This window comes from Photorhabdus antumapuensis (assembly GCF_020387775.1).
GTDB classification, from domain to species: domain Bacteria; phylum Pseudomonadota; class Gammaproteobacteria; order Enterobacterales; family Enterobacteriaceae; genus Photorhabdus; species Photorhabdus antumapuensis.
Genome location: NZ_JAHZMK010000012.1, coordinates 18750 through 32690 on the forward strand (window position 1 = coordinate 18750; position 13941 = coordinate 32690).

The window sequence follows — 13941 nt, forward strand, 5'->3', positions numbered from 1 at the left end:
AATCCATTTTCTCTTAAATTGAACGAACTGACTCACTATTAGGAAATATATGAAAGAAAATAAGAACTCATTGATAAAATTTCTCCGGCCTCATAAGCCGGAGAAAAGGCGATCAATCCTTATAACTGTATTGATAATATCCGCCAGAATCATAATAGAGACCAGACTTCTTCTCTACCGCGTTTAGCAACACACCTTTAATATGAATGCCATTTTGCCTAAACCGGCGAATAGCAACATTAACTTCTTTAACCCTTGTTTTATGATAACGTGCAATTAACAATGAAGTTCCCGCATATCTCCCAATAATCGCAGCATCAGTTACAGCCAAAATAGGAGGAGTATCTACCAAGACATAATCATAATGCTCTTCTGCCCAAGATAATAATTCTTTAAGCTTGTTATGCATAAGCAATTCCGATGGATTAGGCGGGATAACACCTCGATTGACAAAATCAAGCTCAGTAAGGTAAGTTCTAGTAATAATATCTTTTAGCTGATGCTGACCAGCCAAATATTCAGAAAGCCCCAGAGATTGAGGACTTTCCAACACTTTATGTAAACGACCTCTTCTCATATCTGCATCGATTAAAAGCACGCGTTTATTACTTAATGCCAATACAGCGGCAAGATTTACTGAAATAAAAGATTTTCCTAGTTCAGGAGCAGAACCTGAAAGAAGAATGATTTTGTTTGCAGATTCCATCATTGAAAAATGCAAGGTTGTTCTAAGGCTGCGTAATGCTTCAATAGCTAAATCAGTGGGATCTTGAATAGCTAATAACCGACATTTCTGACGATGAGTTCGCTTTTTCTGTTGTTGCTCAAGTTTAATCTGGGTCCCAGATAGTGGAATAGTGGCATAAACAGAAACACCTATTTCTTCCAATTGTTCAGGACTTTCGATTCCTTTACGAAACATGACTCGTATACAAATCAACCCAGCAGACAATATAAATCCCAATGCCATCATCGATGCAATAATCAGTGACTTCTTCGGTTTTACCACTGAACTTTCTACAATGGCCTCATCAATAATACGCACATTACCAACTGTCCCCGCTTTCACGATGTTCAACTCTTGCTGTTTATTGAGTAGCTGCACATAAATTTCTTGGTCAACTTGAACATCTCTGGTCAAACGTAAAATTTCCTGCTGTGTTTTAGGTAACCGTTTGATTGACTGATTCAGCTTCTTTTTGGTATCAACCAAAGTTTCACGTTTATCAAGCAACGCAACATAAGCGGGATGTTGTTTGGTATACAATTGCTGTAATTCAGCTTCTTTGAAAGTCAATTCATTAATCTGTTTCTCAATTTGGACCAATGTCTCCAGAGCCGATTTTGCTTCAAGTGATAAATCGATAGATTCATTCGCTTGACGATATTGGTTAAGCAACTCTTCAGAACGATTGAGCTCAATTTTAACTTTAGGTAAATGATTTTTTAAAAAATTAAGACTACTTTCAGCTTCTTCCGTCTTTCTTGTCACATTTTGTTGCAAGTAATTTTTACCGATACTATCAAGTGTCGATTTTATTCTTGCACGATCATCACCTTCTATTTCAAGCAAGATAATACCGGTATTATTACCTTTTTCTTTTACCCGCAAAGCTTGTTGCAGCCCGCGAATAACACCCAATTGTCCCCGTTTAACCAACGTGAAACTTTGCCCTGAAGAAGCTGAAATATTTGAGATAAGCAAATTTATGCCATCAGTATCAAATACTTTGTTCACTTGCCCGTGGAAAACCTGATCGTCAAACAACAACCGATAATTTTCTGCATCGTCAATATATATTTTTATTCCTCTATTAATATATTCAGGTGATACCGTAAAATGTTTAATAACAATATCAGGCTTCGGCATACCACGAACACGGGCAATTCCCCTACCTATCACAGGAAAATAATCTGCTGTAACCTGAACATCCAAATTTAGATCCTTTACTGTCTTTCCTAATATCATTCTGGAAGTCAATAACTCCAATTCTGCCGATGTATCTGATGGTCTTCCAGAAAGCATATCCGACATATCGCCGATTAAAGGTAATGCACTACTTCTCTTTTCAACCTGCAATAAAGCATTTGCCTTGTATATCGGAGTCGCAATCAAGGAATAACAAAGGCCAATAGCTGTGAACAATAGGGTAATTCCACCAATCACCCAGCGATAATCGAATAAGGCACTAAGAAGACGGCCTAAATCAATTTCATCACCATCCGTATGAGTGTGACTTGATTTATCTGATGTAGTCATAAAAAGCCTATAATTACTTTATTGATAAGTAATGAAGAACAGCAAACCCAGAATATAAAAATACTTATAAGTTATAATTTCCCTAACCAACTATTAGCACTCTTAAATAACAATTGATATACATATTCATAAACCTCGATATCAAACTTATAAGGATCGGGGATTGCCATTTCATTTAACCAATGACCTAAAAGCATTGTTTTCCCCCTTGCCCCTAGATTTATCCTATTTACAGCCTCAATATGTTTTTTTTCCATAACCAAGATCAAACTTGACTGCTGGCATAATTCACTGGTTAGTTGGCGAGCTATATGCCCTTCTAAGGATAATCCATGTCTAGCCGCAATCCTACTTGAGAACTCATTTGCAGGTTTACCAATTAAAGCCGATATTCCCGCAGAATAAATCTCTTTCTGAGGAAATAGTTGCCGCAATAAACGCTCTCCTGTTGGCGATCGACAGATATTACCCACACAAACAATCAGAATAGAATTGAACATTAATTCGGCCACTTACGAATCCACTTAGTTGTTTCAGTCAGGCTATTAATGCTTGATATCGTTGGCACCAACTGATTGATAACTCGATTCCAGCGAACGACTGGTGCACTGGTAACATAGACAATATCGTAAGGTTGCAAGTTAAACTCTGTTCCCAGGACTAACGCCGTCGCATCCTTCGCATTAAGCTGATAGATATTGGCTATTTTCCCTTTATTATCAGGTACATTGCGCAGTGAGCGGATGACAAAGATGCCATTAGCATCACTTGATAATTGATCTATACCCTCAGCATTACCCAATGCTTCGGTCAAAGTCATCCCACTGCGGTCCATACGTAGGGTGGTTTGTTTTTTAACTTCCCCCATAACAAACACTTTCAAATCATCATTACGAGGAATGTATAAGATATCGCCAGAATAAAGCAGACGATTTTGCTTCAGATCACCATTTTGCATCAAATCATGAAGAGAAATAACCGTTTCTTTTCCCTTATGAGTCAAAATGATCCTCCTCCAGTCAGCATTTTCAGTTAAACCGCCAGCATGGTTAATCGCATCAATAATCGTTAAAGGAACGTTAGTGATAGGTTGTTGAGCAGACCTGGCAACTTCACCTGTTACATAGGCTTTTTGTGAACGGAAAGCAGCAATATTGACATCGACTTGAGGTGACTCGATGTACTTCGATAACTTATCAGTAATCATCGTACGCACCTGAGTGACCGTTTTCCCTTTCACATGAAGTTTACCAACATAGGGATAAAAAATCGTCCCATCAGAATGCACCCAATTACCCGTATCACTAGCACTACGATATTGTCCTGCCGGTATTGTCAATTCAGGATGATCCCAAACAGTGACCATAATGACATCACCCACACCAATACGGTATTCATACTGTTGTAATTCTTTATCTAATTCAGGATTAGAACGTGCAATAGCAGAACTCACTCGTAACTTTTCAATTAACTGTGGTGTTACCGGATAAACATTTACCAAATTATTAATATCATAGTTACTATCATCATCATTGATTATTTCTTTATTATAAATAGTAAGGCCACTCCCAGGTATAACCGTACAACCACCTAATAGCATAGAACAGGACAATGCCAGTACTATAATTAATTCCTTAATATTCATCAGAAATTTATCCTTAAAAAATAATAAACAAAAAAGAATACAGAAAATAGTATTAATTATAATCTCCCTAACAAAACCAGATTATAATATAATAAAATATAATATAATATAAAAATTTTGCTTAAGGGCTAAAAGCCACTAGATTACGAGTCATATCACTTGGTAAAAACAATAGAAATCAACTTAATAGCTTTGAAAAATTCAAACTACTAAATAATAGGTAATAAATTTATTAATTATTTTATCATTTAATATATCTTATAAGATATTATTACAAACAGAAAGTAAGAGCTACCCCTCAAATAAAAGATAGCGAGGATATTTATCAGAATTTATCGAAACCGAATACATACTCTCAATGGTATTGTGAAAAAAACACATACTTACATCAAATCAGTGTTCATATAATCAACTTTGGTGCTTAAAATGGTGATAAAAAATAAAAAAACAGACAATCAATTTATCAAACAACTCCAATTATAAAACCCTAAATTTAGTCATATTATAAATAATAGCTCGGCAGTATCAGATATTTTTATACCCTTCATCTTTCAAGCTGCTGCTTTGTTGGCTGCTTTCACTCACCCCAGTCACATAGTTATCTATGCTCCTGGGGATTCATTCACTTGCCGCCTCGCTGCAACTCGAAATCTATTAGGTATAGATTGTTTTAATTTTGAAGATCACCACTTTGTACTTTTCACGTTTATCAACTACCATTACCGGTTGTTTTATATAGCAATAGAAGATCTAAGAATTGGACATATTCCATAAAAACTTTATCAACTGGGATTACCATGAAAAAATCAACTATACTAAGAATCGCCAGGCCAACTGACAATTTAACTCAAATTGCTGAAATGTACTGCCGAGGTTTAGGATTTATTATCCTAGAGAAATTCGAAAATCATGAAAATTTTGATGGAATCATTCTAGGGCATCCAAATCATCTCTGGCATCTCGAATTTACGCATCATCGTGGCACTACAGTAGGAAGATCTCCCACACAGGACAATTTATTGGCCTTCTATATACCAGACCATCCAGAATGGTTAGATCAGATATCACTAATGAAAAACGCTGGCTTTATTGCAGTCCCCTCTTACAACCCATATTGGGATATTGATGGTAAAACATTTGAAGATATTGATGGTTATCGGGTTGTGTTACAAAACACAGTATTCCCTGTTTGATTATTAATCGACCTTAAGCATACTTACCCTAATAACCAATCCATACCTACGTTGTTTTACATTACGCAATAACATTATCAAAACTCAGCTATTGACACTGAGTTTTGATATATTCTTGCAAGTATTTCGTTTGCTGTTCGTTCTCAACAATCATTCTTCGGAGATCGAAATAATCTTGTTCAGTTGCCGGGTTAAGTCTTGGGGTGGCTGCATGGCCCACGCTGCCGGAGGAGCCGGTTTCGCCTTGATGACAGGTGGCCGCGATGCGCAACCGGCGATGACCAGCGGCAACATCATTGCGAAGAACATCAATTTCAGATTTCGCATGAGCAAGCTCCTTTGTATGCTGATTATCCAGTTCAGACAGGAGCCTTATCCGCTCCTGCTGATTGACGATTTCACTCTGCTGCTCCAGCAGTTCACTCTGTAGCTGAACTGTCGTATCAAGCTGTTTGGTATACTTACCGTAATAGTGATAAGCCAGAAGCGAGACAAGCGCTAGTGCAATAACAGTATAACCATGAGAGTTAAACTTCATAATATCGCTCTACAAAAGTGAAAAGGCTTTATCAATGACCTCATCGTTATAGGGCTGACCCCCATTTTCTACGGTAATAATGGCTTTGATGAGCTTTGTCATGAATATCTGATTAAATACATCAACAACCTGAGCGCCAGTCGTTCCCGTGTCTTCACATACACGGTTAATATAGGCATCAGTATTATTTTCATTAGAGGGAGCCCATCGTGAAATAATGCCGTTGACAGTATTAATACCGTACTTCCTGTTATAATTTCTGATAACCTTCACTATTGCCCGAATACCATACTCAGGGCTGACAAACTGACAGAAAGATTTGTCGGTACGTTGTGATTGAGGGACCAATCCTTGCCAGTCATCACCCCAACGAATATTACCTGGGTTATTATTTCGAATACCTCTGCTCATAATTCACTCCTTTTGTTTATTACCTGTTCTGTTATTAACAACTTTTCTTAAGATCTGACCAAAATAGTCAGTTCCCAAATAACCAATAATGACACTGCCGATGTAAGCCAAATCCGTGCTCATACCAAAAAAATTCAACACATCACGGATAAACCAGGCAATCATGGCACACATAATAGAATCCATAATTGTCGTCCAAAATTTACCGCCGTTATATCGACCTCTGAGATAAGCCATTGCGGCAGCCAACGCCGCACCTATACCTTGTTCTTTGACTGACAGCAGCCATAACCATAGCTGCATCCAGATGTCAGGCTGTTTATCCATGTATTTCATCCTTTACTCCCATTCACATAAATGGGAATCCATAGGCTGCCGTGTAGCCTTAAATTTGAGTTAATAGGAATACTGCGAAATCAGTAGAATAAGAAAAGGCCACACATAGTGCAGCCTTAAATTTTATAAGGTGATTACTTACATTTAATATAATACCGAGCTCATCAACAAACTCTGCTGGTGTATCATTATGTGTAAGGGAATGATAATAATTAATAGATAGATAATTTATTAAGGCATTGACTATTCCAACGCCCTATCCCTAAATTAAAAAAACAAGCCGCTATTACCTTACCTTGAAATTACTTATTTTGAGTAGCAACATGATCGCCTTAAATTCTGAAATATATTGTGGCCTTGTCATAGTACCTCCTATTTATGTTGATTCATTTAAAAAAACAAGTACCAGATAAAGGCCAAGTCACTTTCCCACCCTTCTAATATAAATATCTTTATTTCCTATCAAGTTGCTCAAACATCCCTAAATGTAGGCTGATATTTTCAATCATTTAACCTGAAAAAGTGAATGTTTACCGGAAGATTTTTTCTACACAAGCAAATAATCATATCGGAAATATTTAATCCTCACCGTCAAAATTAAATGTTGGATTACCTGTCACAATAGATTATAAAAGGACAAAGTAGTCAGGTGAAAAAAATTAAGAAAAAATCATCTAACGTATCATAGCTGCTTGCCCATAAACCTCCTCAATACTAAGATTAGATTACAACGTATAATAAACCACAGCTCATGATAATTATGCACTCCGGGTAATAAATCTCTAAAAGCAATTTGATCAACAAAACGTTTCGCAAGTAATGTTTTTAAGGAAGGATCTTGTATTCTTTTTCTATACAAAATAAAAAAACTGCCTACCTCTCTTATTGCATGACGACTAAGTGCTCTTCTTAATGGCTTTTCACCTTTAATCTCTTTTGAGATTTTAATAATTGAATTAACGACAGTAATATAGCTATCAGCTCGATGATATAATTTTTTACTTTCTCTTGTTCGAGTTATTGATTGCAAATTATGTCGATAACAATACAATAGCTCCTCACAAAAACCGATTCGATTCGCGATGAGTGACAACTTAATTGTCCATAAGATATCTTCATGAAGGGTATTTTCCATAAAACTCAGTTGGTTATTTACAATTAATTCTTTTTTAATGAGTTGTAACCAAACAAAATGTGGCCACTCTCTACATTCAACACAATATTTTATCCACTCTTTACCCGTTAACACCCTACCATAAGGCTGTCTGCGTGTTATTCTTCTATTCTCTTGTGAGAATGGATCTTCTGTAAAACTAACTCCATTACCAACTAACACATCTAATCCCTGTTCAATAGCCTGATCAAGCCACTTTTTTAATATTTGTGGTTTTAGCCAATCGTCACTATCAACAAATAAAATCCACTCTCCTCTGGCATATTTTACTCCATAATTTCTAGCTATTGAAACACCACTATTTTCTTGATTAAATATCCGTATTCTATTATCTCTTTTTTTATATTCATTAATTACTTCTAAGCTATTATCCGTTGAGCCATCATTAATAATGATGACCTCAAAATTAATGTTTTCTTGCGAAAATATTGAATCCAATAAATAGATTATATTATTTTCATCATTAAAAACAGGGATAATGATAGTAATATCAAACTGAAACATCTATCGTCCTTTTAATGAGTTAGTTGTTTTTGATAAAAATACCATTTTCATAATAAAAATGCGCCTTTTCCCCATTGCTATTCACATACCATACAATATTTTCAGTATCAGTTATAGATGGAATTGACAACTTCCACCAAAACAGTAAACCATTAAGTATGACAATGACAGAAGAATACATTAGGAATTTAGGTATTACTATCTCCTGTAAAGATAGCAACGGTAAAAAAATCTATTGGAGCAATTCAAATAAATCGGCAAATATAGCAGATAAAATTAAAACAATTAAAACAATTAAAAGTGATATTAATTTAAAATGGCTTATGTAATCTACATTAAAAATATAGTTAAATACTTTGAGGATAAAAATCGAATATAATCAAACATGAGAAACAAAAGGAAATAACAGAGGAGGGAGAGATAAAATATTCCATAAAATTATTAGATATAAGGCCATGTAAATTAAATAATATTTGGAAATTCACAAAACAATATTATTCCCTTATTAATACAGAAATATTCAAAATTCACAGACATTCTGGATAACACGGTAAGGGAGACAATTGCACTACAATTCTTTTTCCTGTAACGATTCGTTGTTGGCTTTTCGCCTGCACTGCCCGTTTCTCATCCCAACGTAGACGAGTTCTTAAGAATAGCTCACTATGAGAAAACTGCGGACTTAAACGCATAGAAAAAGTGACGGGTAGCATGTCCAAACGATAATGCATCTCACCTACTGTCAACACTTTTCCTTCAACCACAGTCAACAATGACACCTCAACGTTTGCCGTTCTGGGTAGAGAGGCCCGCATGGTCACATCGCCCTCAATCAGATGTGATTCTTCATGCTCAATAGCCTCACTAACACAACCGGTAATCAACAAACACAACAAGACCAACCCTATTTTGGTCATGTTAGGCTGATCTTGCGTTGTGACAACGGAGTATGCTGCCCATCCAATAAACGCTGTAATGTTGTCTCATGTTCAAGCCCCATGACAAGACCTCTACTCAGCACCGCAGAAAGCGGCTCATGAACGTTTTGTGGTATATACCCTGATGTAATCCGACGACCACAACAAAGGCTATCATTTTCATGGGGCACATTTGTTAAATGAATGGGTAACGAATTCTCAATTTTCATACTCGCATTCCCAAAGATTCGTTCTGTTGAGAGCCAATCGGAAGTTGAGCTTGCAATAATTCCTGCCAAAACTCAGCATGATCCAACATACTTGAAAGACTCTCTTCAAAAACAGCCTGATTCAGCCGACTTGCTGACATTTGCCGATAAAGCTGCACCATCAGCGTTGACTCATCAAAACCAAAGTGAAGATCAAACTGATACCAATGACGATTAAAGCTAGCTAATTGACGGAAAATCCCCTCTCCGACCGCAGTGATATCAGCGACATCTATCTGTAAAACGAGCTGGTCACGTTCAGGAATTAAGATCAAAGAGAGGTGAAGGTGCTCATCAAAACAGAGAGCAGCCACACCTTCATGATTTAAAGCTAAGTGCGGCAAGCCGAATTTAGCAGCAAATTCAGCCAAAACTTGATTGACGATGGCTATCACATCCATGGGTTACTCCTGCTAGAGAAGGCAATCAGACCAACTTGAATTACCGAGTAGTCAAACAAACGGGTTACTCCCGCAGAAAAGGGGCTCAGTTTACTACCATCGCCTTTTGTGCCTCTGTCACTCACGGGCAATTCTTTTAATAAAAAGGTCACCCCAGTGATTATCAGAAACCAAACACCGGAGCATAGGAAAATGCTTTTTTTCCTTAACACATTCTGCCTGTTAAGGAGTGAAATCTTGATTTGATATTTTCGCTTTTCGGTACCTTTGACGGTATGAGTAAATTTTAAAAACGAGATCAAATAACGGTATCCATCAATAAGAGCGCACCCCTCGGTGCGCTCAGACTTATTATCCAACGGGTCTACTCTGCCAGCATTACACCACACCAGTCGCTGCACGAAATGCCTGGACATGGCTCTGATAAAGCTGCTGTATCAATTGCAAAACATCTCTCATGAAATTGTTATTCAATGAAATCTGATCTTCACTCTTCTGTTTTTCATGTTGAGCAATAGATGAATCCACTTCATGTTCCTTAGCTTTAGCCTGAGAAAGTCCCTGTTCTACCTGCACCGAACTATTAGACATACCCTCTAAAGATTTCATCACTGAAGTTAAGAATTGCTGCTTGCTGTTACGATTTTCAAAAACCAGGGTAAGAGATTTCAAAGCCTTTTCATCAAAAAGCTGATCTTTGTCCCACACCTTACCAATCACCGCTCGATCCGCATCGCCATTCTTACCTAGCTGTTGCAATTTAAGATCGATTAATTCGTTACGACCAGCAATATTATTTTCCAACGTCTTCTGCTGCTTAACCGCCTGACTGTTTTTAACAACGGAGAAACCACCTATCAGCCCTGATCCCACCGTCATTAAGCCTGAAACCACAGCCATAGCAATCATCAGCTTAGCACCATGTCGCATTTCATCTACTTGTGACTTCTGCGCATCAATGGACGCTTTATTTTCGGTATCACGCTGTAAAATCCCCAGTTCTCGCATCCTTTTGGTGATCTCAAAAAGCAGAGACATCATATCCAACGTGTTACTTAATTCTCGCGCGGCATTTCCTAAACGACTGATATCAAAACTCTGTTCCGGTGCAGGCAATTCAACCTGAGCTGTAAGCCCAGCTTTTCCCGGCTGTTGAATAGCGGCTTCATGTGCTGTCGGTGTCAACACCGAGTTGTCAGTTCCAACTTCAACACCGTGGCTGGAAGTGATCCCTTGACTACTGACGTTATCATTGATTTTCATCTTTTTTACTCCTTAAATTTCCTGTGGTCGGCTGGCAAGGTTATTTATCATGTCGCCTCTGGCATTAAGCATCTGGAAAATCATTTCCATCACATTCTGGAAAGACTCTACCAGTTGAGACAATTCCTCTTTGAGCTTATCCATAACAGCCTGAAATGCAGTCAATTCGCTACGTGAAAGCTGTACATCAGCTTGTCGGTTAGCCGCTTTACTCTGGAAAGCAGCATTGGTCGTTTGAGCAGCACCATTAGCAGCATCAACCAACAAATCACTCGCCTGCATACCCACTTTCAAGCTACGAGTCATAGTATTTGCCGTCGTACCAGCAACTTTTGCAGAAAATTCCGCCGCCTTTACTGCGACCTTGGACGCTACCTCAGCCGCGACCTTAGCCCCTACCTCAACAACTTTACTACCAATCTTAGATGCCACTTCAGCGACTGCGTTGCCCATCTTAGCGCCCATCTTGGCTATCATTCCGACTGCCGAGCCACCGAAACTGACCGCCGCCGCCGCTACCGCCATCGTAATCTCAATCGCAGTTATGACTGGCCCTAGCCATTTCATGGTTTCCTTGCTGATTAAACCATCTTGAGCCGCTTGTTGTAGTCCTTGAGAAACCACGCCCATTACCCCACCGGCAATCAGCAAAGCGCCTGCTACCGCACCAACGCCGGTAGCAACCATAATCGCACCAACCACAATTGAAGCAATCGCACTGATCCAGCCAAAGATCTTGGAAAATAATCCAGATTTCTGCGCCTCTTTAGCAGAATTTTCAGCCTCTTTAATCTTCTGCTGGTTCTCATCCATTTTCTGCAAGCTTTGTTGACGTGCTCGATGGATATCTTCGATTTTGAGATTCGTCTGATTACGCTCAATCTCGCTGGTCAGTTTGCTCAGTTCAATCTCTATTGCTTCAGATGAGAGCAAATCTCCTCTCTTCCCCTCTGAGGCCAACAACGAAGCTCCTGCTGTTAGCTTTATTATCACCGCCTCTGTCAGCTCTTTTGCCTGCTTAACCTCTTGCTTCACCTCTTGCATAACTGATTCGAGCCTAGCCATATCTTCTGGTTTAAGGTGAGCATTCATCACTGCCAATGGCGCTGGCAATGATACTCCTCGTGACTTAGCGGCATCAGAAGACAGCAAGTTACTAGCCTGACTAGGCGTAACAAGCTCCTCGCTTTTAAGGGGTGTATTTGCAGGGATCCCATCAACCTGAAAACTATTGACCCTCAGTTGAGGAACTTTAGATTCACTGACTTGAACCATTTTCCTGAGTCCTTTTTATTGTGATGGCTTCTAACATTGCACTAGAACTAGCAGCCAAAGCGGCCTGTTCCGGCAAAGCTACCGCAAGCTGTTGGGCCGAGTAGAAGCCACTCTCAGCCCCATCAAGTTCTCCTAATTGCAGGAGACATTCGGCAGCATGAAATGGAAAACGAGGCTCATTAATATCAAGCATCGCTCCGTAGCTATAACTTTGAACTGCCTGTTCCAATTGCCCCATTGCCTGGCGACATGCACCCAATCCAAGGAAGAACCGGGAATCGTAGTGATCCAACATACACAAAGCCTGGAATATCTTATGCGCATCCTGCCATTTGCCTGACTTGTACTGGTTGAACGCTAATGAGTAAAGTTGCTCCAACGTATCACTAGAAATATCCCTCAACATGGAAAGGGTGCCACCATCATTAAAAAAAGCTTCCAATTCTTGTGCATACTGGTCAGAAGTCGTAGATGTTTCTTGGTGCTCCATAATCATTCCTTAAATTGCGCCGAGAATATTGCGCATAATGCTGTCGTATTTCTGGATAAAACGGTTTAACGCTTCAATAGCCGCGTTATAACGGGAACTAGCCTCATTTAAGCGTGTTGTTTTTTCTTGGACAGTATTGTTTAGTGGATTTACACGATCGTTAACTGAAGTCGAAAAGTTAGCTAAACGATTATTTTCTTTATCATATTCGTAAGAATTCTCCAAACCTGTCATAGCGCCACTTTGCTTATTAGGGCTTGCTAAAAATTCCTTAATAGAGATTTTTTTTCCTAATTCAGGGAACATCTTTTTTAACAGATCATATTCACCACTATCTTTAAAAGCGTTCTCATCGCTAAAGCCATATTTCTTATAGTCCCGTAAATTGAAAGATATATCATTAATATCAAGTTTCTGTTTATCTTTCCCTGCTGATAATTTCGCATTAATCTCCGACTGGATAACACTGTAAATCTTTAATTCTGCGGTCAATGCAGCTAGTTCATCACGCAACTCAAGTCGTTTTTTATCATGACCTGACATAACAGAAACAAATATATCGATTACATCATCATCAAGACGATCCGCCGTTAAATTAAAATGAACAGCAGCCAGAAAATCTCTTAATGTCCAAGTTTTTAATGTCGTGCTATCCAAGAAGGATTTAAGATTCTTGATTCCATTCTTTATTTGGCCATCTAAATGACCATCTTTGACAATAGCGTCCGCTGGCAGAAAATAGGCAATCAGCTTTTTCAGGAGTTCTTTATCGTTAGTGATAACATCAGAACCAGATTCAATCTTGATCCCCTTACCAATAATAAGATTAACCAATCCATCAAGCTCTGAAGATCCAGAACCTTGTAGTTGATCCAGCGAAACATCTTTCAAACTGTTCCAGAAAAGCTGTGGGTCATTTTGATATGGCTTAATTTCCACCTTCAAATCCTTATACAATAATGCCACGCATACGAGGTGGGCGACGGAGACGCTTTCCCTCTTCTAAAGAGTGAGGATGGTTGCTTCGTAAGCGATTAACTTCTGTCAGCAACTCTTGTTCAGCACTCTGAACCAAAGTAACGTCAGTATGACCAAACAGTTCCACACCCACATTTGGGTTGATGCCAAGAGACTGCCACATCTCCCGCAACAGTTGCAGTCTGTGATCACTGTCCTTAATGGCTGCCTCAGCAGCTTGCTGTACTTTGGCGTTGGGTTCCTCTTGCATCAGTGACTCCTATAATAAAGAGAGATATTGATTCTTC

The 13941-nt window shown here is 38.6% G+C and carries 16 protein-coding genes; 1 reads left to right on the plus strand and 15 read right to left on the minus strand.

The genetic code is table 11. The features are described 5' to 3' along the window. Positions 1-112: 112 nt before the first annotated feature. The 3 genes from KZ793_RS03520 to KZ793_RS03530 form a co-directional block, all read right to left on the minus strand. The gene (locus KZ793_RS03520) at positions 113-2260 is read right to left on the minus strand and encodes a polysaccharide biosynthesis tyrosine autokinase (RefSeq protein WP_225813565.1); all 2148 of its coding nucleotides are present in this window, start codon (positions 2258-2260) and stop codon (positions 113-115) included. A gap of 71 nt (positions 2261-2331) precedes the next feature. Next, complete coding sequence (locus KZ793_RS03525; RefSeq protein ID WP_225813847.1) at positions 2332-2760, minus strand: arsenate reductase/protein-tyrosine-phosphatase family protein; 429 nt, start codon at positions 2758-2760, stop codon at positions 2332-2334. Then, positions 2760-3905 (minus strand): polysaccharide export protein, encoded by a 1146-nt coding sequence (locus tag KZ793_RS03530; protein ID WP_225813567.1) that lies wholly within the window; start codon positions 3903-3905, stop codon positions 2760-2762. Before KZ793_RS03530 ends, KZ793_RS03525 begins: the two co-directional genes overlap by 1 nt. Positions 3906-4702: 797 nt before the next feature. Between KZ793_RS03530 and KZ793_RS03535 the strand changes: the two genes are divergently transcribed. After that, positions 4703-5098: a VOC family protein gene (locus KZ793_RS03535; RefSeq protein ID WP_225813569.1), complete on the plus strand. Its 396-nt coding sequence runs from the start codon at positions 4703-4705 to the stop codon at positions 5096-5098. 88 nt (positions 5099-5186) lie between these two features. Here KZ793_RS03535 and KZ793_RS03540 read toward each other — a convergent pair whose 3' ends face one another. From KZ793_RS03540 to KZ793_RS03595, 12 genes are all read right to left on the minus strand, one after another. Further along, positions 5187-5636 (minus strand): lysis protein, encoded by a 450-nt coding sequence (locus KZ793_RS03540; RefSeq protein ID WP_225813571.1) that lies wholly within the window; start codon positions 5634-5636, stop codon positions 5187-5189. A gap of 9 nt (positions 5637-5645) precedes the next feature. Continuing rightward, positions 5646-6047 carry a structural protein gene (locus tag KZ793_RS03545; protein WP_225813573.1) on the minus strand — a complete coding sequence of 134 codons (402 nt, stop codon included), beginning with the start codon at positions 6045-6047 and terminating at the stop codon, positions 5646-5648. A 3-nt stretch (positions 6048-6050) separates the two neighbouring features. Beyond that, positions 6051-6383: a phage holin, lambda family gene (locus KZ793_RS03550; RefSeq protein WP_225813575.1), complete on the minus strand. Its 333-nt coding sequence runs from the start codon at positions 6381-6383 to the stop codon at positions 6051-6053. Positions 6384-7065: 682 nt separating this feature from the next. Beyond that, entirely contained in the window at positions 7066-8061 is a 996-nt protein-coding gene (locus tag KZ793_RS03555; RefSeq protein ID WP_225813577.1) for a glycosyltransferase, read from the minus strand. A 527-nt stretch (positions 8062-8588) separates the two neighbouring features. After that, complete coding sequence (locus tag KZ793_RS03560; RefSeq protein ID WP_118985007.1) at positions 8589-8978, minus strand: YscW family type III secretion system pilotin; 390 nt, start codon at positions 8976-8978, stop codon at positions 8589-8591. Continuing rightward, positions 8975-9208 carry a T3SS regulon translocated regulator ExsE family protein gene (locus tag KZ793_RS03565; protein WP_225813578.1) on the minus strand — a complete coding sequence of 78 codons (234 nt, stop codon included), beginning with the start codon at positions 9206-9208 and terminating at the stop codon, positions 8975-8977. The genes KZ793_RS03560 and KZ793_RS03565 overlap by 4 nt, the downstream gene beginning before the upstream one ends. Next, positions 9205-9648 (minus strand): type III secretion system chaperone, encoded by a 444-nt coding sequence (locus KZ793_RS03570; RefSeq protein WP_041380314.1) that lies wholly within the window; start codon positions 9646-9648, stop codon positions 9205-9207. Before KZ793_RS03570 ends, KZ793_RS03565 begins: the two co-directional genes overlap by 4 nt. A gap of 378 nt (positions 9649-10026) precedes the next feature. After that, on the minus strand, positions 10027-10911 hold the full coding sequence (locus tag KZ793_RS03575) for a YopD family type III secretion system translocon subunit (RefSeq protein ID WP_225813579.1): 885 nt from the start codon (positions 10909-10911) through the stop codon (positions 10027-10029). A 12-nt stretch (positions 10912-10923) separates the two neighbouring features. Next, a complete protein-coding gene (gene sctE / locus KZ793_RS03580; RefSeq protein ID WP_225813580.1) occupies positions 10924-12186 on the minus strand; it encodes a type III secretion system translocon subunit SctE in 1263 nt (420 codons plus the stop codon). Beyond that, a complete protein-coding gene (locus KZ793_RS03585) occupies positions 12170-12676 on the minus strand; it encodes a SycD/LcrH family type III secretion system chaperone (RefSeq protein WP_225813581.1) in 507 nt (168 codons plus the stop codon). Before KZ793_RS03585 ends, sctE begins: the two co-directional genes overlap by 17 nt. A 9-nt stretch (positions 12677-12685) precedes the next feature. After that, positions 12686-13615, minus strand: coding sequence for a virulence-associated V antigen (locus tag KZ793_RS03590; RefSeq protein WP_225813582.1), 930 nt, complete (start codon positions 13613-13615; stop codon positions 12686-12688). Positions 13616-13625: 10 nt separating this feature from the next. Further along, the gene (locus tag KZ793_RS03595) at positions 13626-13904 is read right to left on the minus strand and encodes an LcrG family type III secretion system chaperone (RefSeq protein ID WP_225813583.1); all 279 of its coding nucleotides are present in this window, start codon (positions 13902-13904) and stop codon (positions 13626-13628) included. Positions 13905-13941: the final 37 nt, after the last annotated feature.

Bases quoted from the DNA above. Each gene is read 5' to 3' on its own strand.
- KZ793_RS03585 (WP_225813581.1), bottom strand. From the start codon at position 12,676: ATGGAGCACCAAGAAACATCTACGACTTCTGACCAGTATGCACAAGAA.
- KZ793_RS03520 (WP_225813565.1), bottom strand. From the start codon at position 2,260: ATGACTACATCAGATAAATCAAGTCACACTCATACGGATGGTGATGAA.
- KZ793_RS03560 (WP_118985007.1), bottom strand. From the start codon at position 8,978: ATGACCAAAATAGGGTTGGTCTTGTTGTGTTTGTTGATTACCGGTTGT.
- sctE (WP_225813580.1), bottom strand. From the start codon at position 12,186: ATGGTTCAAGTCAGTGAATCTAAAGTTCCTCAACTGAGGGTCAATAGT.
- KZ793_RS03535 (WP_225813569.1), top strand. From the start codon at position 4,703: ATGAAAAAATCAACTATACTAAGAATCGCCAGGCCAACTGACAATTTA.
- KZ793_RS03565 (WP_225813578.1), bottom strand. From the start codon at position 9,208: ATGAAAATTGAGAATTCGTTACCCATTCATTTAACAAATGTGCCCCAT.
- KZ793_RS03570 (WP_041380314.1), bottom strand. From the start codon at position 9,648: ATGGATGTGATAGCCATCGTCAATCAAGTTTTGGCTGAATTTGCTGCT.
- KZ793_RS03555 (WP_225813577.1), bottom strand. From the start codon at position 8,061: ATGTTTCAGTTTGATATTACTATCATTATCCCTGTTTTTAATGATGAA.
- KZ793_RS03575 (WP_225813579.1), bottom strand. From the start codon at position 10,911: ATGAAAATCAATGATAACGTCAGTAGTCAAGGGATCACTTCCAGCCAC.
- KZ793_RS03525 (WP_225813847.1), bottom strand. From the start codon at position 2,760: ATGTTCAATTCTATTCTGATTGTTTGTGTGGGTAATATCTGTCGATCG.
- KZ793_RS03550 (WP_225813575.1), bottom strand. From the start codon at position 6,383: ATGAAATACATGGATAAACAGCCTGACATCTGGATGCAGCTATGGTTA.
- KZ793_RS03530 (WP_225813567.1), bottom strand. From the start codon at position 3,905: ATGAATATTAAGGAATTAATTATAGTACTGGCATTGTCCTGTTCTATG.
- KZ793_RS03540 (WP_225813571.1), bottom strand. From the start codon at position 5,636: ATGAAGTTTAACTCTCATGGTTATACTGTTATTGCACTAGCGCTTGTC.
- KZ793_RS03595 (WP_225813583.1), bottom strand. From the start codon at position 13,904: ATGCAAGAGGAACCCAACGCCAAAGTACAGCAAGCTGCTGAGGCAGCC.
- KZ793_RS03545 (WP_225813573.1), bottom strand. From the start codon at position 6,047: ATGAGCAGAGGTATTCGAAATAATAACCCAGGTAATATTCGTTGGGGT.